This is a genomic window from Lysinibacillus sp. S1, assembly GCF_044986265.1.
In the GTDB taxonomy this organism is placed as follows: Bacteria; Bacillota; Bacilli; order Bacillales_A; family Planococcaceae; genus Lysinibacillus; species Lysinibacillus capsici.
The window spans coordinates 4,427,038-4,447,318 of record NZ_CP173154.1 but is presented as its reverse complement, the minus strand read 5'-3'; the positions used below and the strand labels follow the sequence as shown (position 1 = coordinate 4,447,318).

Below are 20,281 nucleotides of genomic sequence, written 5' to 3'. Positions count from 1 at the left end.
TTTATGTATTTTGTTCGGATTTTTTTATATCTAATAAAACTCTAACTATAGTTTGTATTCTAATATTTCTTCTATTTAACCGAAAGTGATTAATATAAACCATAGTTATAAATAAGACAAAAATTATCATAACTGTTGAAATAGATGTAAATGATGCTGTATTAATGATTGCTACATACCCAATCCACAAAGCAATAAGTATACTAATTCCTGAACCAAGAAGTGAATTATTTAAATTGCTATCGTTAATATCTTTTTCTATTGTCTCCTCCATTAATTTTAAATCTTCAAATGTTAATTCGGCCCATGTTGTTCTTAAATTATATTCCATAGTATGACTGTCAAATATATCTATACGGTTTTTATATACAAACTTAAAATATTTAAAGATTTCTTTTGATTTTAATAATAATTTATAGTTTTTTCTCATATTTTCGCCTCCATTACAATTATAGGACAAGGAGACTATATAAAACTGTAACAACTTTTTGCTCTCAAAACCACACCAAACTCTGTCCTCTCAATTCATAGCGTTTTGGCTGTTGAATGTAGTTTTCAAAGCAAAAGAAAAACACCCTGAGGGTGCTTTATTAATACTCTAATTTTTATTTAGCTGAATTCCATTGTAGGGACCTTTATTGATTGTTCCAAACGTTTTTTTCCACATAGACTCCTTCTGGATTATTTCTGAATTCGTCCCTTCCATAAACTCAATGACGGAAAAAGTAATTGAATTATAGCCGTTTTCTAAAATATATAAATTCAAATGATGTGCATCACCTAAAAACCCTAAATGAGTCATCCATCTACCTATAATCCCACCTGTACCATAAGCACTACCAAAATATCGACTTTTGCCATCTTCTGAGCGTTGAATATAAATTCCGTTTTGACTTAAAACTTTTTTCAAATTATTCTGCTCTGAATTATCTTCCCAAATTGCAATAATCTCTCTCCAGGAAAATGTTTGTCCTAGCACCTCTTCTTGAGATACATCAACATCAGGTAATTCCAGTCCTTCAAACCTGGATGTATGTGCAAGTCTACTAGTTGCTTTACTTTCTTGTATTATTTCTTCTGAAGCCAATATTTCAGCAATATTAGTTGCTATTTGTAAGTAATCAGCTGCTTGAAAATCAATAAAATACGTTCCTTTTTTAACAACTTCAGGTAATGACATTAACGTATTTTTTAAGTATTCATTCATATCAGGTGCATGATAAATTCTAAAAAATCTTTTTGGTTCATTATCCCATAATTCAAAAGCTCTAATTTTATAGAAATTTGGCTTTACACTATACTTTACCCACGGTGTTGATTCATTTGTTTTGTCATATCTTTCTTTCAACTTAAACATACTAGCAAGTCCACTTGTAGTTAGAATTGGTTCTAATACATCAAACATAATTCTCTTCCCTTCATTTATGAATAACTAATTATACCAAATTACTAATAGTTTTCTTAATAATTTCCATTTAGTTTTGCATAAGAATGTTCCATCCAATAAAAAGGAAGAAGCTCTGCTCGATGCTCACTTTTCAAAGCAAAAGAAAAAAGCATCATAAAGCTTTTTACAGCCTTTACAATGCTTTTATAGTTCCTGTTTAGACAGGAGTAAATACTTAGTGAAGTAACGAATTGTGTTTAGTGCATTTCCGTGCACTTTGTTGATGTAGTAAGTTTGACTGAAATTATGGAAAGTGGACGAAGTTCACATATAAACCACTCCTTAATGTTGGTCATAGTAAAGCTGTGAATTGATACATTGATAAATAAACCGCAAATAAAAATAGCCCGATTAATAACCAACCATAAACTTTTCTCTCGCTCTGAAATGCTTCAATTCCTTTAGTTAACATGAATAAACCTGAGAAGAATACCATTAAAAAAGTCAGATCGTAATCCCGTGTTATAAGTAGGTAAGCTGAAAGAGAGACAGTTATGATAGCAAAAACAATTTGTAAAATGTTCATCATAATATTCCACTCCTCTTTAAATATCATATAACAAATAAGAAGTTGTGGAAATGATTGTAAATATTTCACCTTTTATATTAATTAAGATATCTAATCTCTTAAAAAATATGGGCCGGCCGTATGTCATACTCCGAACAAACCGCACCGTCCTGCCTCCCAGTTTACATCATATTTTTCCTCTTACAAAACATGCTACATGTTTTACATTTGTTCCTTTTGTTACATCTGTTACATTCGTTACATTTGTTCCTTTGTACTTACTTTTGGTTTATTAGATTCAAAGTATTTAATCTTATCGTTTATTTATATTTTCTTGAATATACAAATTCAATTACTGGAGATGTAACGAATGTAAGACCAACAACTATGAGTAAAGGGTAATTTTTCATGTCATTTAAATTGGATACACCCTCTGAAATAAACAAAATTAGACATGCCATAATCATTAAAACATAATACCCAATCTTTGCACTCTGAGTTTCAATATGTCTATCTAATTCATCTTTATCTTTAACACCATTATGGTTACCCCAATTAATCCAGTTGAAAAGATAAGACAAGGCAATGAAACTAAAAATTATAGAACCCCCATCTATTGTTCCGAATCGCATCCATCTGTATAATGTGTAGCTTACAAATCCACAAAAAACTACAAAAACAATAAGTCCTATTATCTTTTTTGATTTATCCATTCTTTTTCTCCCCATTCTCCTGTGGTATAAATAATTCCTCCATAGTGGCACCTAAAACTCTTGCAATATCAAAAGCGAGCTTTAAACTTGGATCGTATTTGTTATTCTCTATAGCATTAATTGTTTGTCTAGTTACGTTACACAGATCTGCCAACTTCCCTTGTGAAATGCTACATTTTTCTCTTAGTTCTTTAATATTATTTTTCATAATATAACCACCTTCATATTATTAAGGTGTAAAATATCTTTTACATCCTAATAATACCCAATTAAACGATTGCATGTCAAATATCTTTTACATCAAATTTTAGTACACTTGAATTCAATCCTTTTCATAACTAAAAAAAGAAGCAGCCTTTAGGCTACTTCATCATCTGAATTAAAATATTGTTTCTGACCCTAAATATCGTCGTGCTGGATAAATTCATGTGCTTACCAATCGCTCGCAAGCTATCTCCATCAAGCAGTCTATGCAAGACCTCAATTTCTCTATCCCCATGCACTAACGGAATACGTTTTTGCACCTCTATAATCTTTTGCTCGTATTCCTTAATTCGATAATTTAACGAATATACACGACGTTGTACTTCTGTAAACACTGGATCACTTGTACCTCCGCTTGCCTTTGGTAGAGTTGCTTCAATACCATACATAGCTGTTTTCGCCCCAATGTAACTATTGTTATCAACCTTCGCTACTGGCTGCCTTGCTTCCTCAATCGTTTCAACCATCCACCGATAATTCTCAATCCACTGAAGTAAATCCTCTTTTGTAACTTTAATTTTCCCTGATAACATAGGTTTGCCCTCCTAAGTTGTGATATACTACGTTTACTAGATTGTCTTAAAAGGGCATAAACCAATTCGAGCTGTAGCGTGTGACGATGCTGCGGCTTTTTTATGTTTTCAAGGCTTTATTGATTATGATTGTTGATAAAGTAAATATTTTAAAAAGTTCCATATTTTTAAAAACGTTATTAAAAATTACAAAAAATGTCCGATACTTTCAAAAGATGGGCAAAATTATTCATCCGACACATAACTTAACAGTGAATAAAGGATTATAACAATTAAGTAATATGCCTCATCTAATTAAAACTTACGGAGGAATCGAGTATATGAAAAAAAAATTGATTGGATTATCAGTTGCAGGTGCGCTTCTTTTAGGAAGTGCAGGGGTTTACGCTAGCACCAATAGTAAGACACTAGAAGTTTTCTATAATGTCAAAAATATAAAAATTGACCAGGTTTCAAAGATGCCTGAAGATAAACCTTTTACATACAATGGAACTACTTATGTTCCTTTACGCTATATCAGTGAGCAACTAGGATATCCAGTTGAATGGGATAGTTCCAACCAAACAATAAATATCGGAAAAACTAATGACAAAACTGCTTTTTATCCTGGAAAAGATTTAGAATATTTGAGTTTCCAAGAAAATAAATATGATAATTCATATAAATATTCTTATAATAAAGATACTATTTCGGATAATATAGGTAATAAATATAGTAATTACATCACGATTAAAAACAGCTTTGGTGGTGCAGGAGAGTCTTTACTTGAATTTCCTTTGAACGGTCAATACAGCACTTTTAAAGCTATTTTGGGATTGACAGAATCCGGAAAAGATTTACCTAAACCATTAACATTAGAAGTTTTTCTTGATGAAAAATTAATCGAAACTTATACTGTTTCTGCTGGTGATATGCCACAGGAAATAGAATTCAAACTCAAAAGTGTAAATAAAATAGGCTTTAAATTAAATAGCCAACTTGGTCCATTCGATACAGAGGTTGGTCTTTTTGATGCAAGGTTTTACAAGTAAGAGAGAGTTTAAGGGAGGAGTAAATCCTTCTCCCTCTTTATCATCTAGGTTGTCCTCCATTCACATATTTCTTCCACCTACGCAAATTACTAATCTGCTCCAACTCTTTCCCGATACTGCGTAGTTCTCTTAAATTTTGCATCCTCTGCATTTCTTTGTAGAATCATAGGCAGCACGTTTTAAACACTTGGATATAGTCGTGCGATAAATTCCTTTTTTATGGTTACCTTTAGGTTTAATTATTATAATATTCACCTAAAGAAGGTGATTAGCCTGGCTACTTATAAGCAATTATCAGTCCAGTATTAAAGAAAAGTATGGTTATATAGCTAAATCATGTTGGATTGGGCATATGAAGGAAGTGTGTGGTCTGACGCCGAAAATGTCCGTAAGGAGACATTCTCCCAATTCAAGAGTTCATCAGTGCTAAAATGATATAATAGAAACTTTTAAATACTTCAACATGCTCTAGTTAAATCTGTTTTAAAATAATGTACCATTATCAAATAAAGAAAAGGAGGCACCAACAGAACAGGTTTTTACCCGTTTGTTAGTGCCTCCGGTATTTTCCGTAAAGGCTTAGAAATTTTGAACAACTCTATATACTTCTAATATTTTTAATTTGAACAATATTATTAGTTAAAGGTGGCTCTTTTTCTATCAAGTAACCTTCTTCAAGTCCTAGTAACTTTTCTACCTCGTTTGGTAGAACTGTTAGTCCAAATTCTTTAGAAAGAATTTTAAGCAGCTCAGAACCTGAAAAATAATCATTTTCAACTAAAAGTTCTATAGCTTGTCTATTTGCCATTGGCTCTGCAATCTCCTTAATATCATCATAAGGTTCTTTCTGTCTCCAACCTTTTTTACTTATTAATCTTTGCATATACTGATAAGTTCCATCATTAATCGCTTCTAATTTATATGCTCTCATTAGCATTGCTGATATAGAAACGCCCCATTTTTTCTTTAACATCTTATAATATTCTAAATCATTAGGGTGCATCAATACATCTCTTAAAAAAGGTTCTCTTGGCAATAAGAAAGCTGCCGCAAAATCATTTGCTTCTTTCTCTATTTGTTTTTGCTCTTCTTTATCTAAATCATTAAAAACTATTGACGACTCATGTAGCAAAGCATGACCCAACTCATGAGCGACATCAAATTGACGTCTATAAAATGATTGCTTATCGCTACTTAATACAATTGAATAGTAATCTTTATTACCTATAGAACAGTTTGCACCAAAGGCGTCAATGCTCTTATTTTCAAGATAAATTGAAGATAAAATAAATCCTTTTTCTTCTAATAGCAAAACAATATCTTTTATAGGTTTATCCCCTATCTCCCAATAGGTTCTTAATTGTTGAGTAAAATGCTCCATGTCATTTTCATATTCAAAATTCTTTAATATATCTAATTCAGGAAAATCTATATATTCCTCTAACATTCTTCTTAAAATTGTAATATATTTTATTCGATCTAATTGCATCTCCCTATCTTTTTTCCCAGTACTTAATAACGATCTAAAATACGTATTACCAACCTTTACTTCGACGGATTTTTCATAAAAATATTGTACTGGAAAATCAAGATAACTGGCAATTTTATGCACTGTCTCAAAAGCCGGGTCTACATGTGCATTTTCATATTTCGATACCATTTGCTTACTTACTTCTAAGTATTCGGCTAATTCCGTAATAGTGTATCCTCTATAAATTCTTCCTTCTTTTAATCTAGCTCCATTAAATTTACGGTTCAACACCATAGAATCCTCCTTTAGACACCAAGGTGCTTATTAACTTTTTAGAAACTCTGCTTCTTTTTCTGCTTGTTTCCAATCTGCAATCTGTTTTTCGTTGCGTTTTTTCAAACCATCTTTAATTCCGACAAGTGGTTTAGTAGTTGGTTTATCACCGTTTTTAGCTACTTTCAATAAAATATCTTCATACTCACCCTTAGAGATATATTTTGACAAATCCACCTCTTTTAGAAATTCGAACTGACGATTAAAATGTTGTACCTTTACTTCTACAATTTGCTTATTTCTTTCTGTTCCAACAATAAAGTATACCTGTTTTACTTGTGAGTAATATTCCATCAGAATCTTTTGGACTTCTCTTTCTCGACGAAGTTCAAAACTTTCATCATAGTAATCAAATAAATCCAGCTGTACGTTAGTTCCAACATTTTCAACATTTAAATATACAAGGGCATGAAAATAATGGATTTTTTCGGTATTGCTTTTCTCTTTGATAACTTTATCTAAATTTTTTTCTTTAGTAAATACGAACAATGTACCTGTTGTTGCAAATAAAATAGCTTTATACTTCCAAATACCTCGTTCTCGATTTAGAATTGCAACATCACTTTTATTTTTAACGGAATCCTCAATTCTTCCGAATCGCAGATCCCAAGAACCCGATTGTCTAAAGTTCCCAGTACCCATATTATAGTTAAACTCTATTTCATCTAATGTATTCTCTGTATTTTGAGAAAATGCCATTACTAATTTTTTCATCTGAAGTTCATCTTTTATAAATTCCATTGATTTTAAGCCCCCTTTTCTATAAGTATATATAATTTTACTACATATTTAATAGAAAAGTAAACCAAAAAGTAGAAAGAATGTTCGGTTAGAAATTTTAATGAACTAAAGACCATTTGCCATCTTAATCGTTTATACATATCGTTTAGGATTTTAAACTCAGCTAAGTCCTACATTTATAAACATAATTTATATACGTTTCTTCTTTACTCCGACACGTCTTCGGGTACTTTCACTCACTTCAAATACCTTACCATGCTGCCACTGAATTGAGTCTTGTCCATATTCTTTAGGCTCAAGGAACTCTAGAATCACTCCTTGTTGTACAATATATACTCCATCACCTAATGCAGCCAAATTCACTTTATTACCCATTTAAACCCCTCCTTGCTATAATTTCCGTACTGTAAATTGTTAGAACGTTTAAATGTAAAATACTATTCAACCATCCCCTACACTATCCACCCCATATTCCCCAATAAATTGTTCACCACACATCCTTCTAATAACACCAATGCCTACCGGAATAAAATTCCAATTCACATGGCATTTATTCTATCCTCCCAACATTTCAAGTATTTTTTGTCTTTCAGCATCAAAGTCTAGAGTAGAATTCTTAGGTTCTGTAACGGAGAGGGGTTCTTTTTCATTACGATTATTGAACCATTCAGGAATAACTTCAGTGCGTCTATTTGGCTTATAGTTTTGTTGTGGTCTAGCTCGCTGTTGAGCTTTTACCTGCTCATTTTTCCAACGCAAATCTTCAGCCTCAATTTCTTCAAGTGTTAAGAGCTTTTTGTTACTCCAATCCTTTAAGATAGTTTCAACATAAGCCCAGTTAGTTTTTCCGTTAAAGATTGCTTTCTCCATAGCTTTTATAACTAAGGGCTCTGAGAGATCTTTAATCCATGAGTCGATTTTGTAAACGATTAGAGAACCTAATGCTCCAAAGTGATTTTGTTCGTAAAAGGCAAATGCATTTTGTGGAGTTGTTGTAGCCGAAGACTTTGAAGCTGCGTATGCAGGCTCCTTATCATCATCATTATTATTATTTAATGTATTAGTATTTAGTGAATCAGTACTTAGTGTATTAGTACTTAGTAGTTGCGGATTTTCCGTGAACGGTTTATCCGTCGACGGTTTTTCCGTTAGTGGTTTTCCCGTATGCGGTTCATCCGATGATGGATTATCCGTAAGTGGTAAATCCATGTACGGAACTTCATACACAATGGTAACGTAATCAAACTTCCCACCTTCAACACGTCGTCGTTCTTTTTTTACATATCCAAATTTCTGTAGCTCTCTTAATCCAGCAGTAAACGAGTCCTTGCCATCTTTTGCCCATTGCTGCATTTCCTCGTTATAAAATGTCCAATCATCAGGCTTAGATAGCATGAATACATGTATTGCTTTAGCTTTCCAACTCAATCTTGTATCCTGGATGGAAGTATTGTTAATGATTGTATAATCTTTATTTTTTTCTACTCTTACGATGCTTCTACTTTCCATCGTTGTCCCTCCTATATGCTTTCATCATTCTAATAAATAGCCAACTTTAATTGTTTTAGTAAGTTGTTTAGTCATACGACAATATTCGCATTTTTCACATCGTACTGGCTCTTTTCTAGAGCTTTTAGCTTCAATAATGCTAGGTAACATGATTTTTACATACTCAAATTCAAAATCGAAATCAGGTATTTCAAACTCCAATATTTCCTTATCCGGAGGTGTTTCCTTAGTTACCACAACGAGATAGGGATCATAATACTGTCCTGTGTTTTGATAGATTATTTCGCGATAAATTGCCATTTGTAGTACATAATCATAAGCCTCAACGAACGAAACATACTTATTGTACTTTTCACTCCAATACCGTTTATAAAGGCTCTGAGTGGTCTTTAAATCACTGAATGATTTACGGTCATGGTGTATAGAATCAACTTTGATTTTCCAAGGTACTCCAAAAAGCTCACCTGTAAAAATAACTTCTTTTTCACCTTCAAGAGCAAACATTGCAAATCGGTCATTTTTTAAAGTTTCTATCATTCTTTCTGCTTGCTCAAAGTCAGCGTATTTTCCTCCACGACTTTTAAAAATGCTGTCATGATGTTTCTCACAAAACTGGGTAAAAACTTGTTCACTTTCGAAAGCTGCGTGTGTGTAGGAACCAACAATTAGGGCTGTTGATGAAGGACGAATAAACTCGCCCTTCAACTCAGCAACAAAGCTTGCTTCACATTTCATAGCACTTTTAAACTGAGATACTGACATATAGTATTGATTAGCCTCATTTGAGTGGTAATTCTGTCTGTTCAATTGGAATGTCTGTGTCATCTTGCTTCACCTCAGATTTTGGTTGTTCTTGTGATTTTTCAAACTCAGCAACTAAAGAGCTTGGCTTCTGTTTAGCTGTATCTTTGTCAAACCAATCTTCTACCTTTGTCATACCATCACATAGAGAATTGTAGATTTTGCCCAAATCTATATAATCTCTTTCTGTAAATTCATTAATTTTATACCCAAACTTTTCCTCAACCATTTCTTGCGTGACTTTGAAATATTCTTTTAGCATTTTTAAAGCATTTGCTAGTCGATCTTTTAGTGGCTCAGTGTTATTCCCTTGTAATGTCAACTCACATTCTTTTAAAGCTCTTTCAACGATATCACCTGGAATAATGCCAAGAATACATGCTCTTAGTCTACGGGAACCATCATTTGCAACCTTTTCATAAATATCACGTGGATCAGAGAATGTTTTTAACCCATTTTTTGTTTTTATTGAGTGTTTAACTGTAAAAGTTTTTTCTTGTCTTGTATTCGTTTCTAGATCCCAACAAAATGCCATAGCTGTTGATTCACCATTTCGTTGTTCTAATTCTTTAACACCAAAAGAAATATTCCCCCAATTTTGCGCTAAAACCTCTGCAAGACGAATTGAAGGTCCAGTAACATTTGTACCTGCTCTTGGATACGAATACATTGCTGACTCTGCAAGTGAGAAGCGTTTGCAAGCATCTAGGATTCTTCTCTCAGCTTCGTAATAATTTCTTGGATAAGACTTTGCCATAAATATTTGTCCTTTCACTTCCTCCATTTCACGAGAGGAACTAACTTGTGTTAGTACCCCTCCCCCTTGCGAAGGTTGATAGGAAGTAGGGTTGTGAAATTGATCAGTTAAGTTACTCATTGAAATTCCTCCTATAGTGCGCTATAATGACGCTAATAATGTTTGTTTAGACCACTCTGCCAAGTGGTTTATTTTTTTGTATGAGCAAAGCCATAATGCTTTTCCACATACTCAATAACCTTTGAGTCACTCATGTCGTAAGTTGTATCGTCCTTATATCCAGCAGCCAAATAATCACTGATATTGTCAATGTGAATCAATGCATCACCTATCTCAAAATACACATCACCACAAGCTATAAAACTACCAAAATCATCGTGCATTTCAAAAGATACAGCTGGCTCATAAGGTGCATATGGATACTCAATACGCCCTAGTACCATTGGATTTTCTATTTCCATAAGTGTTCTCATGCAATCGCCTCGTCCTCTCTTTCCCAACAGATAAATGCAATACCTTCCTTAATAATTCGGAATTGTTTCCAATGTGCATCGTCATAACCTAACGTGCTCTCAATTTCACAGACACCTAGTTTTTGAATAGCTTCTTTTGAATGCAATTGAACAAGAACATTAATATGATGTGTGGTACTAGCACAGTATTCTAAATTAAGAACATTCTCAGGAGCTATACCGTATTGCTCCAAAATCTTTGGCAACTTAGCAATCTTAGATAATGCATTAACTAATTTCATACATATCAACCCTTTCGTCTATTTGATGGATAAGCCTGTCGCCATACGCTAACTTTGATTCTCAAGTTTTTTCACCGTACTTAGAAAAATTCCACGTTGGGTAAAATCCTTTATGATCCCTCCAAAACTACTATTATCTTGTAGTTGGACCTCTAAGCGTCTAATAGTATATTGTGCCTGTTTTATCCGCCATGCACATTCTGCAGCCAGGTGGTATGTTCCTTGTTGCTCATGAAATTTTATAGCAGCTCGTAAATCCTCTATACATGCTTTCTTTACAGCAATTTCTAGTTTCAGCTTCGTTACAATATCCATAGAATAAATGCCTCCTACCAATGCTTATTAAGATTTTTATAATAATCAAACAGCCCTTTTTTTCTTAGAGAAGTTACTTTAGTTTGAACAGTATGTTCTGTTCGCCCAATAGCAAATGCTATGGTCCTCGTGTGGTCGATCTCATAAAATTTACAGATATATTCAAGTTCACTTTCTGAAAAAGGCTTTCCATGCGAAAAATGAAACTCTGGGTGATACCGCATACGCCCAAAATTGTCATAGCTAATTGCTGTGTTCTCCATTGTGCTCCCCTCTTTCTAAACCTTGATGAACTAAAGTCCAAAGATCGCGAAGGGGCTTATCACCATTGCCCCACATCCGCAATATTTCGAGCGCTAAAGCCTCATTCTTGTTTGATAACTCAGTCAGCTTTTCAGGTAAAAATGCGCGAATTTTAACTAGCTCCATATTTATAGTGTTTTTCATTGTTCCGACTCCTTTCTTAAATCATCCAAACTCACTTCTAGAGCATCTGCAATTTTACACATTACTCGAAATGTGGGATTAGGATTATCACTGTTTTCTATCATTTGAAGAGTTGATTCATTAACCCCTGATAGTTTTGCAAGTCGATATCTTGATAGATTGCGGTACTCTCTTAGCTCTTTCAAACGAATACCCAATATATAGTTCACCTCCCATTTGATTACAACAATATAATGTGATATATTAATAAAATAGAACAAACGTTCTTTTCAAAATAGAAAGGAAGTGAATTACTTATGGCTAATAAGAAACAAACATCTAAAAGTATTGCTAGTAAGGCTAGTAAAATTTTAAAAGACGGTCGATACAGCAAAACTGCTAAATCTGTTGCTGGCTCAGCATTAGCTCAAACTAAGAAGAAATAACCTTGAAAGTTTGAGTTACCTGTAAGGAAATAATCATTTCTCTTTGTAGAAAAACAGTGTAGTTGCTTGCATTTACTCCAATAAATTGACCAGGAGCTACACTGTCTACCTCTTGCGGTATGTTATTAAAAAGCTCCACATCCTCATACTCATCGCCATTTACAAGAATCAAACGCTTGACTTTCACTTATACAAGTCCCCCCTTCTCCTGATTAACGTTTCCACCGTTATTTATTAGCTACAAGTCCAATGCTAATTCATTGGCTACCAGCTCAGCGCTTAGGTTAATAATTTGGTATAATTCACTTGTAGAAAGTGAGGTGATTAAAATGGATTTTGAAAGTTATTTAAAGCAAATAGAGCAATTTCAAAAACGAATGGACAAACTATATAGACCTCTTATGTCCCAAAATCAAATATGGGCTCAAAGTTTTCAAGCACAAATCGAACCTATAAATAAAAACATGGAGTTATTTAGCAATACTATTTCATATCAAATGACACAAACAGCACATGCACTTAAGCCAATTGTAGAAATGTTAAATAGGCAAAAAGCATTTATAGAACAATTGGATAATATCAATCCTAATTTCCAAAAATGGCATCTTAGTATTGAACACTTAGTTAACTCTCAATCAGAAAATTTAGATGAACCACTACCTGAATCTGTTTACCCTTCATTAAATGACATTACATTAGAATTTGAGAATGCCAGTTATTTAAATGAAGAAGTTCTAGATGTACCAATCGAGGTCACTGAGAGAGAACTTTCAATGATGCAAGATAAAAAGATGACCTGGGCAGATTTAACAATTCTCATTATTACTATTTGGTCGGCTATTTACTTTATTTACTCCGACTATGCAAGTGCTCTTCAACGTGAAGAACAAATTTCAGAGTTAAAACTTCAAAATGAACTAACAAAGAAACAAATTGAAATTGACGAGAAAAAATTAATAAATACTGAACAACTATTAGAACTAGAACAAGAGAGACACGAGCAACAACAACGTTTTGAAGAGAAATTCAATACTTTTATTGAATCACTTGAACCTTATCTTACTGACCGATCTCCTTCCGATAATGATTAATTGTCACTTTCAACCTTTCCAGTTCTTCAACTTGTTGTTCAAGCAACTCTTCTTGATGTTTAAGCAGTATTTCTTGCCTGGTATTCAACTCTGATATTTCGTGATTTACTCGTTTTGTATATTGATTTGAATTGACAACATGAACAATCATAATTAGATTTACACTTAATACAACAGCCGTTAATGGCTGGAATAAAGACTTAACTTTTTTACTATTACCCTCGCTTGTTGCGCCAACAACCTGTGAGGATTTTTTATTATCTTCCACCATCTCATCCCCTTTTAAATCATGTTTATTTGTAATTTATGGGCTAGATTGTACAAGATAATTCATTATCCAGTACACATTTCGTGTACTCTATTTCAAAAAAAAGGACTACAGGACTTTCTTCTAAAATTTCAGCTATTATCTGCATCTCATCTTTTTTAAATTCACGAATGCCATTAATTTTGTTTCCTAATGCTGAAGGAGTTAAAATTACCCCTTTTTCCCTCATAAGATGAGCTAACTCTTTTATTGTTAATCCGTTAGCGGCAAGTGCACCCCTTAACTTTGGAAATGTAACATCTTTTTTCATTTCCTCACCTCCTTGTCAAAAATTATAGTACACACTTTGTATACAGTCAACAAAATACACAATATTAATTTACAAAACGTGTACTATACTGTATATTATGTGGTGTAAGGAGGTGATTCAATTGGTTGACATATCAACAATATTAAAAGAAATAGTAGCAAAAAGTGGGATGGAACAAGAAAAATTTGGAGAAACCATAGGATTGAAAAAAGCTGCCTTTAACAACTATGTGCAAGGTCGCAGAGAGTTACCTAAATCCGTCATAACAAAAATGATGGAAGTTCATAATATTAATCCAGCTGTGTTTTTTGACAAGGATGCTCCTTTGTACATTAGAGACATTAATGATTCACGTAAAATTAACTCATCAAATAACCTAATCTCTGTACAATCGACATCGGAATATACTTATTTCCCTGTGCACGCTTCTGCCGGTCCCCCAATACGAATTGACAGTTTAACCGATGCGGAAACTATCACAATCCCAGACGCAGTTTTAGGTAGACATGCTGGAGATGAAGAACTATTTTTTATGCGTGTAAACGGAGATTCGATGAATAAAGTAATACCTCACCAATCTCTTATTGGTGTGAAACCTATTCAAATTAATGAACTAAAAAATGAAGATATAATTGTGTATAGTGATGGATATAACTACTCAGTCAAAAGGTTTTATCGGGATGGGGATCGGTTAATTTTTAGACCTGAGTCACATGATGCTAGCTTCACAGATTACACAGTTAGCGAACCATACGAGGACTTGAGATTACATGGCAAAGTTGTTATTTATATTGTTAACTTAGATTAATACTTAACGTTAAGCATTAAACCATGAAAAGAGCAGACTCATTTGTCTAGCTCTTTTCACACATGGAAATAGAAGGTAATATTAATGGAAAGGAGGGAAATCAAATGGATATTCAAAAAATTTTGGCGGTTGAGAGTTTGGAAGAGTTAAAAGAGCTGGGTAAAATGAGAGAAATAAGAAGCACCCTGCAAGAAAAGTTAGGTGACAGATTGAAAATACGTGCACGTGGTTGGGAGCATTTATTCACAGCCATTCAGCAATTAAGTGGCTTCATCTCTGTGGAATTAGCTAAACAATCGGAAAATGTAACAAATATGTCTTTAGTAGTACATGAACAGAAGTTCGATTCAAGTGTTCCTTATTTCAAAACGGAAGCAGACCAAATTATTTATGCTTTACTTGAATTACAGGGTAAACAGCGACAAGAAAAACTACACATAACTAAGTTCTGTTATAACAACGCCCAGTATGCAAAAAAATGGCGAAATGACTTAGCTAAAATTATTCATCCTGATAAAACTGCTCATCCGAAAGCAGAAGAAGCCATACAGGCTTTACAAGAACTCTACGAAGGGATGGTAGAGCGATGAAAAAAAAACATGAATTGATGAAATCCCGATTATTTGAAAATAACATTCCTCACATACGACCTGAAAGACCTCAAGAGTTAGATGGACGAACATTAACACGTATTGTCAACTCTTTTGATGCTGAAGCTTATTTAGATCCTCAAGGACAACTTTGGATTGCAAAGGACAAACTTCATGACATTTTAAGAACTTCAAAAACTAATGCTAATGCTATGTTTGATGAATTTGAAGATGTAATAAATATAGGAGATTATAAATTTGTCAGAGCATATGAAGTAATGGGCAAGATAAGTAAAGAAATTGAAGAAGCAAATAGCCTTAGAAAGGGTGAATATTTAAGTTTTAGTGAGCAATGTTTGATAGCTATCAGGGATTCTGATCGTGCCAAAGTAAAGAGAGCTAGGCATAGTGAAAAATGGTACGAAGAGAAGAAAAAACTGAAAAGTAAACGGATTAATAAATACAGCATTACTACAGATGAATTAACAGGTAAAAAGCTTATCCAAAAAACAGCAGAGTTTTCACATATACGAAGTAGCTCTCTCTTTAATGCTCTTTCTTTGGATATTGAAAACGGATTAATCGTCAACAAAACTACACACGAAATCATTACGAAAGAAAACATAAGTCATGAAGATGAATTAAAATTCTTATGTGAGCAAAAGAACTGGTATACAGATTGGTATGATACATATAAGAAAAAGTTCGGGAATATTTAAACCAACAAAGAAAAGACCAAGCGAATAGCAAGGTCTTTTCTAATATAGTGAGAAAGGAGCTTACTAGACATGATTAAAGAGTTCGAAGAAAGAAATTTACTTCGTGTTGCTATCTATGTTCGTGTATCTACTCGCAATCAAGAAGACAAATATAGTCTAGCTGCACAGGAACATGATTTAGTAGAATATGCAAACAAACAAAACTGGCATATCGTTGAAATTTTTAAAGATGTAGAAAGTGGCGCAAAGTTTGATAAAAAAGGGTTAACAGCTTTAATGGATTGTATAGATGATGGCCTAGTAGATATTGTACTAGTAGCTGATCAAGACAGATTATCACGCTTAGATACATTGAATTGGGAAGAATTAAAGTTGGTACTGCGTGAAAATAATGTAAAAATTGCAGAACCAGGCCTAGTTATTGACTTAGATAATGAAGACGATGAATTTCGTTCTGATTTATACAACATCATTGCGAGACGAGAGCGTCGTTTATTCCGCAGAAGATCTCAACGAGGACTACGCCAATATGTACGCGAGGGTGGAATGTACGGACGCGTGCCATTTGAATATGTTTATGACAAGGAAACAAAAGAAGTATCCCTTAACGAGGAATTTTCTTGGGTTATATCATTCATCGATGAATTATTTTTACAAGGATATGGCCCCTCTAGTATTGCTAGACGTTTGAATAAAATATCACGAACACCAAACGGTGCTAAATGGCATGCCAACACAGTGTACCAAAGATTATTAAATCCAGCTTACTGTGGTGAGTACAGCGTATCATTTATGAATGGTGAAACGATTACCATTAAGAAGAAATATCCCTTATTGCGAACGGTAGAAACTTTTGAGCGTATACAACGCATCATCGAAACAAATGCTAAACCATTCTCTACAACCCGGAAACATCATCATCCATTAGCTAAGCTGCATATCTCATGCTCCGAATGTGGTCGTAAAATATCTTTACAGCAAGGAGATAAATCACAGTACGGTGGATATAGATGGTATTTAGCACATAATCATGGCTTAGCTGAACCTTGCCCCTACGATCCGAAATATAACGCTGTTCGCATTACTAGACCCCTTGTATTGGCAGTTAAAAATATTTTGCTGAGCGAAGAAACTGCGAAAAGATATCTTGATATCGAATTTAAGGACGAATCACAAATTACCCAACTTGAGCAACAAATGTCAAGTTTACAAAAGATGATTAGCGATAATAACGGGAAAATTGATAAGTTGCTAGATTTGTATTTAGATAGCAAGCTGACAAAAGAAAAATATGAAGAAAAAACAAAGTCAATCGATATAGAAAATGCGAATTTAAAAGCGAGCTTTGATGAATTAAAGGTGAAAATAGAATTGCTGAAGGATGAGAAATATAGTTATGATGCGTTGCTTGATAATTTAGCAGTAGTAGAAGAACATTTATCGACGATCTATCGCATTGACACAGAATACAGTGAGAAAGACAAAGAAGATTTAATATCAGCACTGTTTGAACATGCTCTACTCTCTCCAGCAGATGGCACCATCACTTTTAAATTCACTACAATTAACGATTTTCCAATTGATTTAACGGTGAGGATAGATGAAACAAATGTAGAATACGAAGAACATTTATTACAACAACAAAGAGAGCGTTACGAAGCTACACAAGCTATTTTGGATGCACAGCCTTCTCCAATATCATTTATGGAGTTAAAACGATTGTCCGGGCTGAATGCACAAACTTTGCGACTAGATGAAGAACGCTTCGGACCCTATTCAAATTTAAAACTAGGTAAAGGCAGCCCTGAACGAAAAGCAGAAATTATTGAAGGTATTAAACGGTTAATTACTGTCAATCCAAACATGACTAGTATAGAGATTGCCAAAAAGCTAGGCAGTTCCCAGGGGACTATTTTAAAATATATCCGAGAAAATAACTTGCGTGAAGATAGACAGCGCAAGGGTTGAGGGGTTGATATGTACATAAACATTTATTGACATGTTAATTATTTTTAATTTGTATAATAAGAATAGAAATAATTAACAAAACTATAAGCATCTCAATTAAAGTAAAACCAGCTTGTTGGTTAAGACGTTTCATCATCTTCCTCCTAAACTAATTCAATCATGTGATAGATGGGTAATAATAAACTGATATAAGCCGCTATAATACAAGCAGCTATAAGGATAAAGAAACTTGGCTGCACAAAAGCTAATATTTTTTGCAAAAGCTGTTCCTGCTTTTCCATTAATAAATCGCTATACAATACTAACTCTTTTCCTAAATATCCGCTGTGCTCGCCATGCTCAACGAACATCGGAAAATCCTTTTGAAAAACGGCCATGATCGTTACCGCCTGTGTGAGTGATTCTCCAAAGATGACTCTATCTTTTATACGCTGTGAAAGAACTTGAAGAAATGGTTGTAGTTGCTGTTCCTCTAATAGCTGTAGGCTTGCTTGTAATGAAAATCCACTTTGTAGTAAGCTTCCTAAATAAGCAGCAAATTGCCTTGTCAAAGTCAACCTAAAATAGCGTTGTATAAAGGGGATTTTTAATAAGACTGTAAGTTGATGAGCAACAGCTTGTCGTTTAAGATAGAATCGAAAAAGGAATACGCTACCTATTACTATGAACATGGTCGAGATAACTACATCTGGAACATGCAATAACAGATTGGACAATGCAATGCTTGTCTCTTCTGTTTCAGAGGTACGACTGCCGACCATTCTTTCAATGTTCGGCAAAAAACATGTACGAAACACAAAAAATAATAACAATAAAAAGATAATCAGTGTGACAGGATAGATCAGCAGCTTGATTAACTTTTTTTTAGTCTTTTCACTTACTGTTATCTGTTTAGCTACACCTTTAAACGCTTCTATCATGTGGCCATTGTTTTCCGCCACCTTAATTGCCATTAAATAATGATTCCCTAGCTGTAATGTTTCAAATATCCCTGCAACGCCTACTCCTTGTCTGAGCTTTTCATCAATTTGCTGCTGTATATCCTCATGTGCTTCAATATGATGAGGTAGTAGCATGGAAATAGCTTGGGGAAATAAATATCCTTCCTGCATTAATACACATAAACGATTGAAAAGCTGAGCTTGCTCCTTTACCCGCCATTTCGTAGCCCGATTATAAAAAAGAACAATTTTATCGATGTATGTTTGTAACTGCATATAGGCTCTCCACTAATTCTTTTTGTCCCATTAATGTTAAATCATAAGGAAGTTTGTAATTGCCCTTATTTTTGATGGCGGTGATGGCTCTTGATAGATGGTCATCATGTAATATCTCAAAGATAGCTCGACGTTCTTCATGTATAGCTGAGGTTTGAACAAGCATTTGGGCAACTATACCGATAACCGTTTGACGAAGCTCCTCTATCGACACACCTAAATCCATTAAACGATAGAGACAATTAATGGAGTCTTTTGCATGAATAGTGGAGACAACTAAATGCCCTGTTAGAGAAGCTTGGATGGCAATATTTGCTGTTTCTCTATCGCGAATTTCACCAATCATAATGACATCAGGTGAATGGCGCAAAATGGCTTTTAATCCTGCAGCATATGTAACGCCTGCTCGCTCGTTGACTTGAATTTGAAGTAAATTGGCTTGGCTGTTTTCTACAGGATCTTCTAAAGAAATCACATGTCGATGCAATTCTGTGGAACAGTAGTGAATGAGGGAATAAAGTGAAGTAGACTTGCCAGAGCCGGTTGCTCCCGTAAAAAACAGAAGACCTTGTCGGTTTTGTACCAGCTCCATGAGTTGGTAAGCTGCGCTTTTGGAAAAGCTTAGGGAAGTTAGTGGAAATGCATGATTTTGGAGAAGTAAACGAATAATTAAGCTTTCTTTTAAAAATACAGAAGGCAGTGTGGATACACGAAACGACTACGTGTTGAGCTAAATTGCCCTTTGAAAGGCACCGCTTTGAGGTTTACGACGCTAAATAATATCTAATTCTGCAAGAAATTTAGAGTAAGAGAAGATTCGTTCAGCAAGTTCATGAGGTAGATCACCAGCGTGAAAAAGTTTATCATATTTTCGAAAATAGATCTGAGAATTTATGTTTCCTGGAACTAGCAATAAATCGGATGCTCCAAAATGATAGGCCTTTAGTAAAAGTTGCTCACATTTTTGTTCAACAACTGTTTCAAAATTCTGCATATATGCACCTCTCTTTTAGTTCATTCGAATATGACCGCTCTATTCGTTATTTCCTAGTATAAGGAGGAACTCGCCACGAGAAAATCCCTTTTCAGAAAATAAAAATTTATAAGTTAATTTTCTGCCAATAATGTTTTTTGCTATAAAAATGTGGATAAAGTGCAATTTTCCACTAAAAAAGAATATAAATACATGAAAAAATTAATATTTATGCCGAAATGAACTGTATCTTTTTCAATAATACAATATAATAGTATCAACATGATT

The 20,281-nt window shown here is 33.9% G+C and carries 31 protein-coding genes and 1 pseudogene; 7 read left to right on the top strand and 25 right to left on the bottom strand.

Annotated elements, in window-relative coordinates; all coding sequences use genetic code 11:
* Position 1: 1 nt before the first annotated feature.
* The 6 genes from ACHZEU_RS22385 to ACHZEU_RS22360 form a co-directional block, all read right to left on the bottom strand.
* Complete coding sequence (locus tag ACHZEU_RS22385) at positions 2-430, bottom strand: hypothetical protein (RefSeq protein WP_279495563.1); 429 nt, start codon at positions 428-430, stop codon at positions 2-4.
* A 168-nt stretch (positions 431-598) separates the two neighbouring features.
* Positions 599-1,405, bottom strand: a complete 807-nt coding sequence (locus ACHZEU_RS22380; protein ID WP_279495564.1) for a GIY-YIG nuclease family protein — start codon at positions 1,403-1,405, stop codon at positions 599-601.
* A 334-nt stretch (positions 1,406-1,739) separates the two neighbouring features.
* The gene (locus ACHZEU_RS22375; protein WP_112118263.1) at positions 1,740-1,976 is read right to left on the bottom strand and encodes a DUF3953 domain-containing protein; all 237 of its coding nucleotides are present in this window, start codon (positions 1,974-1,976) and stop codon (positions 1,740-1,742) included.
* Between the two features lie 299 nt (positions 1,977-2,275).
* Complete coding sequence (locus ACHZEU_RS22370; RefSeq protein WP_112118262.1) at positions 2,276-2,668, bottom strand: hypothetical protein; 393 nt, start codon at positions 2,666-2,668, stop codon at positions 2,276-2,278.
* Positions 2,661-2,876, bottom strand: coding sequence for a helix-turn-helix transcriptional regulator (locus tag ACHZEU_RS22365; protein WP_112118261.1), 216 nt, complete (start codon positions 2,874-2,876; stop codon positions 2,661-2,663). Before ACHZEU_RS22365 ends, ACHZEU_RS22370 begins: the two co-directional genes overlap by 8 nt.
* A gap of 154 nt (positions 2,877-3,030) precedes the next feature.
* A complete protein-coding gene (locus ACHZEU_RS22360) occupies positions 3,031-3,465 on the bottom strand; it encodes a hypothetical protein (RefSeq protein ID WP_279495565.1) in 435 nt (144 codons plus the stop codon).
* Positions 3,466-3,785: 320 nt separating this feature from the next.
* On the opposite strand from ACHZEU_RS22360, the gene ACHZEU_RS22355 reads away from it, so the two are divergent.
* Entirely contained in the window at positions 3,786-4,496 is a 711-nt protein-coding gene (locus tag ACHZEU_RS22355; protein ID WP_279495566.1) for a copper amine oxidase N-terminal domain-containing protein, read from the top strand.
* 598 nt (positions 4,497-5,094) lie between these two features.
* Here ACHZEU_RS22355 and ACHZEU_RS22350 read toward each other — a convergent pair.
* From ACHZEU_RS22350 to ACHZEU_RS22295, 12 genes are all read right to left on the bottom strand, one after another.
* On the bottom strand, positions 5,095-6,258 hold the full coding sequence (locus ACHZEU_RS22350) for an XRE family transcriptional regulator (protein ID WP_279495567.1): 1,164 nt from the start codon (positions 6,256-6,258) through the stop codon (positions 5,095-5,097).
* A 33-nt stretch (positions 6,259-6,291) separates the two neighbouring features.
* Positions 6,292-7,041, bottom strand: coding sequence for a DUF5986 family protein (locus ACHZEU_RS22345; protein ID WP_279495568.1), 750 nt, complete (start codon positions 7,039-7,041; stop codon positions 6,292-6,294).
* A gap of 189 nt (positions 7,042-7,230) precedes the next feature.
* Positions 7,231-7,416, bottom strand: a complete 186-nt coding sequence (locus ACHZEU_RS22340) for a hypothetical protein (protein WP_279495569.1) — start codon at positions 7,414-7,416, stop codon at positions 7,231-7,233.
* Positions 7,417-7,596: 180 nt separating this feature from the next.
* A complete protein-coding gene (locus ACHZEU_RS22335; RefSeq protein WP_279495570.1) occupies positions 7,597-8,550 on the bottom strand; it encodes a DnaD domain protein in 954 nt (317 codons plus the stop codon).
* Between the two features lie 24 nt (positions 8,551-8,574).
* Positions 8,575-9,375: a PD-(D/E)XK nuclease-like domain-containing protein gene (locus ACHZEU_RS22330; RefSeq protein ID WP_345803557.1), complete on the bottom strand. Its 801-nt coding sequence runs from the start codon at positions 9,373-9,375 to the stop codon at positions 8,575-8,577.
* Positions 9,329-10,228, bottom strand: a complete 900-nt coding sequence (locus tag ACHZEU_RS22325) for a hypothetical protein (RefSeq protein ID WP_279495572.1) — start codon at positions 10,226-10,228, stop codon at positions 9,329-9,331. Before ACHZEU_RS22325 ends, ACHZEU_RS22330 begins: the two co-directional genes overlap by 47 nt.
* Positions 10,229-10,296: 68 nt before the next feature.
* On the bottom strand, positions 10,297-10,569 hold the full coding sequence (locus ACHZEU_RS22320; RefSeq protein ID WP_404803779.1) for a hypothetical protein: 273 nt from the start codon (positions 10,567-10,569) through the stop codon (positions 10,297-10,299).
* 8 nt (positions 10,570-10,577) lie between these two features.
* Positions 10,578-10,862, bottom strand: coding sequence for a hypothetical protein (locus tag ACHZEU_RS22315; protein WP_279495574.1), 285 nt, complete (start codon positions 10,860-10,862; stop codon positions 10,578-10,580).
* Between the two features lie 48 nt (positions 10,863-10,910).
* Entirely contained in the window at positions 10,911-11,177 is a 267-nt protein-coding gene (locus tag ACHZEU_RS22310; RefSeq protein WP_279495575.1) for a hypothetical protein, read from the bottom strand.
* Between the two features lie 14 nt (positions 11,178-11,191).
* Complete coding sequence (locus ACHZEU_RS22305; protein WP_279495577.1) at positions 11,192-11,440, bottom strand: DNA-entry nuclease; 249 nt, start codon at positions 11,438-11,440, stop codon at positions 11,192-11,194.
* Positions 11,421-11,624: a hypothetical protein gene (locus tag ACHZEU_RS22300; protein ID WP_066036413.1), complete on the bottom strand. Its 204-nt coding sequence runs from the start codon at positions 11,622-11,624 to the stop codon at positions 11,421-11,423. The genes ACHZEU_RS22305 and ACHZEU_RS22300 overlap by 20 nt, the downstream gene beginning before the upstream one ends.
* Positions 11,621-11,821 carry a helix-turn-helix transcriptional regulator gene (locus ACHZEU_RS22295; RefSeq protein WP_279495579.1) on the bottom strand — a complete coding sequence of 67 codons (201 nt, stop codon included), beginning with the start codon at positions 11,819-11,821 and terminating at the stop codon, positions 11,621-11,623. Before ACHZEU_RS22295 ends, ACHZEU_RS22300 begins: the two co-directional genes overlap by 4 nt.
* Positions 11,822-11,920: 99 nt before the next feature.
* Between ACHZEU_RS22295 and ACHZEU_RS22290 the strand changes: the two genes are divergently transcribed.
* Positions 11,921-12,049, top strand: coding sequence for a hypothetical protein (locus ACHZEU_RS22290; protein WP_256389903.1), 129 nt, complete (start codon positions 11,921-11,923; stop codon positions 12,047-12,049).
* Here the strand turns inward: ACHZEU_RS22290 and ACHZEU_RS22285 are convergent.
* Positions 12,036-12,236: a hypothetical protein gene (locus ACHZEU_RS22285; RefSeq protein WP_112118250.1), complete on the bottom strand. Its 201-nt coding sequence runs from the start codon at positions 12,234-12,236 to the stop codon at positions 12,036-12,038. The genes ACHZEU_RS22290 and ACHZEU_RS22285 overlap by 14 nt on opposite strands.
* A 310-nt stretch (positions 12,237-12,546) precedes the next feature.
* Here ACHZEU_RS22285 and ACHZEU_RS22280 point away from each other — a divergent pair, with 310 nt between their 5' ends.
* Entirely contained in the window at positions 12,547-13,140 is a 594-nt protein-coding gene (locus tag ACHZEU_RS22280) for a hypothetical protein (protein WP_279495580.1), read from the top strand.
* On the opposite strand, the gene ACHZEU_RS22275 is transcribed toward ACHZEU_RS22280, so the two are convergent.
* The gene (locus ACHZEU_RS22275) at positions 13,109-13,408 is read right to left on the bottom strand and encodes a hypothetical protein (protein ID WP_279495581.1); all 300 of its coding nucleotides are present in this window, start codon (positions 13,406-13,408) and stop codon (positions 13,109-13,111) included. The genes ACHZEU_RS22280 and ACHZEU_RS22275 overlap by 32 nt on opposite strands.
* Positions 13,409-13,451: 43 nt before the next feature.
* Positions 13,452-13,718 (bottom strand): hypothetical protein, encoded by a 267-nt coding sequence (locus tag ACHZEU_RS22270; RefSeq protein WP_279495582.1) that lies wholly within the window; start codon positions 13,716-13,718, stop codon positions 13,452-13,454.
* A gap of 121 nt (positions 13,719-13,839) precedes the next feature.
* Here ACHZEU_RS22270 and ACHZEU_RS22265 point away from each other — a divergent pair, with 121 nt between their 5' ends.
* From ACHZEU_RS22265 to ACHZEU_RS22250, 4 genes are all read left to right on the top strand, one after another.
* Positions 13,840-14,526: a LexA family transcriptional regulator gene (locus ACHZEU_RS22265; protein ID WP_181574697.1), complete on the top strand. Its 687-nt coding sequence runs from the start codon at positions 13,840-13,842 to the stop codon at positions 14,524-14,526.
* A 104-nt stretch (positions 14,527-14,630) separates the two neighbouring features.
* The gene (locus tag ACHZEU_RS22260; RefSeq protein WP_279495583.1) at positions 14,631-15,116 is read left to right on the top strand and encodes a hypothetical protein; all 486 of its coding nucleotides are present in this window, start codon (positions 14,631-14,633) and stop codon (positions 15,114-15,116) included.
* The gene (locus ACHZEU_RS22255) at positions 15,113-15,835 is read left to right on the top strand and encodes a hypothetical protein (protein WP_279495584.1); all 723 of its coding nucleotides are present in this window, start codon (positions 15,113-15,115) and stop codon (positions 15,833-15,835) included. Before ACHZEU_RS22260 ends, ACHZEU_RS22255 begins: the two co-directional genes overlap by 4 nt.
* A gap of 69 nt (positions 15,836-15,904) precedes the next feature.
* Entirely contained in the window at positions 15,905-17,803 is a 1,899-nt protein-coding gene (locus ACHZEU_RS22250; RefSeq protein ID WP_279495585.1) for a recombinase family protein, read from the top strand.
* Positions 17,804-17,837: 34 nt separating this feature from the next.
* Here ACHZEU_RS22250 and ACHZEU_RS22245 read toward each other — a convergent pair whose 3' ends face one another.
* The 4 genes and pseudogenes from ACHZEU_RS22245 to ACHZEU_RS22230 all read right to left on the bottom strand — a co-directional run bounded on the left by ACHZEU_RS22245 (position 17,838) and on the right by ACHZEU_RS22230 (position 20,014).
* Positions 17,838-17,894: a hypothetical protein gene (locus ACHZEU_RS22245; RefSeq protein ID WP_404804609.1), complete on the bottom strand. Its 57-nt coding sequence runs from the start codon at positions 17,892-17,894 to the stop codon at positions 17,838-17,840.
* Between the two features lie 52 nt (positions 17,895-17,946).
* The gene (gene comGB, locus ACHZEU_RS22240) at positions 17,947-19,020 is read right to left on the bottom strand and encodes a competence type IV pilus assembly protein ComGB (RefSeq protein ID WP_404803778.1); all 1,074 of its coding nucleotides are present in this window, start codon (positions 19,018-19,020) and stop codon (positions 17,947-17,949) included.
* Positions 18,995-19,723, bottom strand: a pseudogene (locus ACHZEU_RS22235) (ATPase, T2SS/T4P/T4SS family); the annotation flags it as partial. The gene comGB and the pseudogene ACHZEU_RS22235, both read right to left, overlap by 26 nt.
* A gap of 69 nt (positions 19,724-19,792) precedes the next feature.
* On the bottom strand, positions 19,793-20,014 hold the full coding sequence (locus ACHZEU_RS22230) for a hypothetical protein (RefSeq protein WP_404803777.1): 222 nt from the start codon (positions 20,012-20,014) through the stop codon (positions 19,793-19,795).
* Between the last annotated feature and the right edge of the window lie 267 nt (positions 20,015-20,281).

Coding starts and splice junctions, on each gene's coding strand:
- ACHZEU_RS22385 (WP_279495563.1), bottom strand. CDS start 430: ATGAGAAAAAACTATAAATTATTATTAAAATCAAAAGAAATCTTTAAA.
- ACHZEU_RS22380 (WP_279495564.1), bottom strand. CDS start 1,405: ATGTTTGATGTATTAGAACCAATTCTAACTACAAGTGGACTTGCTAGT.
- ACHZEU_RS22375 (WP_112118263.1), bottom strand. CDS start 1,976: ATGATGAACATTTTACAAATTGTTTTTGCTATCATAACTGTCTCTCTT.
- ACHZEU_RS22370 (WP_112118262.1), bottom strand. CDS start 2,668: ATGGATAAATCAAAAAAGATAATAGGACTTATTGTTTTTGTAGTTTTT.
- ACHZEU_RS22365 (WP_112118261.1), bottom strand. CDS start 2,876: ATGAAAAATAATATTAAAGAACTAAGAGAAAAATGTAGCATTTCACAA.
- ACHZEU_RS22360 (WP_279495565.1), bottom strand. CDS start 3,465: ATGTTATCAGGGAAAATTAAAGTTACAAAAGAGGATTTACTTCAGTGG.
- ACHZEU_RS22355 (WP_279495566.1), top strand. CDS start 3,786: ATGAAAAAAAAATTGATTGGATTATCAGTTGCAGGTGCGCTTCTTTTA.
- ACHZEU_RS22345 (WP_279495568.1), bottom strand. CDS start 7,041: ATGGAATTTATAAAAGATGAACTTCAGATGAAAAAATTAGTAATGGCA.
- ACHZEU_RS22340 (WP_279495569.1), bottom strand. CDS start 7,416: ATGGGTAATAAAGTGAATTTGGCTGCATTAGGTGATGGAGTATATATT.
- ACHZEU_RS22335 (WP_279495570.1), bottom strand. CDS start 8,550: ATGGAAAGTAGAAGCATCGTAAGAGTAGAAAAAAATAAAGATTATACA.
- ACHZEU_RS22330 (WP_345803557.1), bottom strand. CDS start 9,375: ATGACACAGACATTCCAATTGAACAGACAGAATTACCACTCAAATGAG.
- ACHZEU_RS22325 (WP_279495572.1), bottom strand. CDS start 10,228: ATGAGTAACTTAACTGATCAATTTCACAACCCTACTTCCTATCAACCT.
- ACHZEU_RS22320 (WP_404803779.1), bottom strand. CDS start 10,569: ATGGAAATAGAAAATCCAATGGTACTAGGGCGTATTGAGTATCCATAT.
- ACHZEU_RS22315 (WP_279495574.1), bottom strand. CDS start 10,862: ATGAAATTAGTTAATGCATTATCTAAGATTGCTAAGTTGCCAAAGATT.
- ACHZEU_RS22310 (WP_279495575.1), bottom strand. CDS start 11,177: ATGGATATTGTAACGAAGCTGAAACTAGAAATTGCTGTAAAGAAAGCA.
- ACHZEU_RS22305 (WP_279495577.1), bottom strand. CDS start 11,440: ATGGAGAACACAGCAATTAGCTATGACAATTTTGGGCGTATGCGGTAT.
- ACHZEU_RS22300 (WP_066036413.1), bottom strand. CDS start 11,624: ATGAAAAACACTATAAATATGGAGCTAGTTAAAATTCGCGCATTTTTA.
- ACHZEU_RS22290 (WP_256389903.1), top strand. CDS start 11,921: ATGGCTAATAAGAAACAAACATCTAAAAGTATTGCTAGTAAGGCTAGT.
- ACHZEU_RS22280 (WP_279495580.1), top strand. CDS start 12,547: ATGACACAAACAGCACATGCACTTAAGCCAATTGTAGAAATGTTAAAT.
- ACHZEU_RS22270 (WP_279495582.1), bottom strand. CDS start 13,718: ATGAAAAAAGATGTTACATTTCCAAAGTTAAGGGGTGCACTTGCCGCT.
- ACHZEU_RS22260 (WP_279495583.1), top strand. CDS start 14,631: ATGGATATTCAAAAAATTTTGGCGGTTGAGAGTTTGGAAGAGTTAAAA.
- ACHZEU_RS22255 (WP_279495584.1), top strand. CDS start 15,113: ATGAAAAAAAAACATGAATTGATGAAATCCCGATTATTTGAAAATAAC.
- ACHZEU_RS22250 (WP_279495585.1), top strand. CDS start 15,905: ATGATTAAAGAGTTCGAAGAAAGAAATTTACTTCGTGTTGCTATCTAT.
- comGB (WP_404803778.1), bottom strand. CDS start 19,020: ATGCAGTTACAAACATACATCGATAAAATTGTTCTTTTTTATAATCGG.
- ACHZEU_RS22230 (WP_404803777.1), bottom strand. CDS start 20,014: ATGCAGAATTTTGAAACAGTTGTTGAACAAAAATGTGAGCAACTTTTA.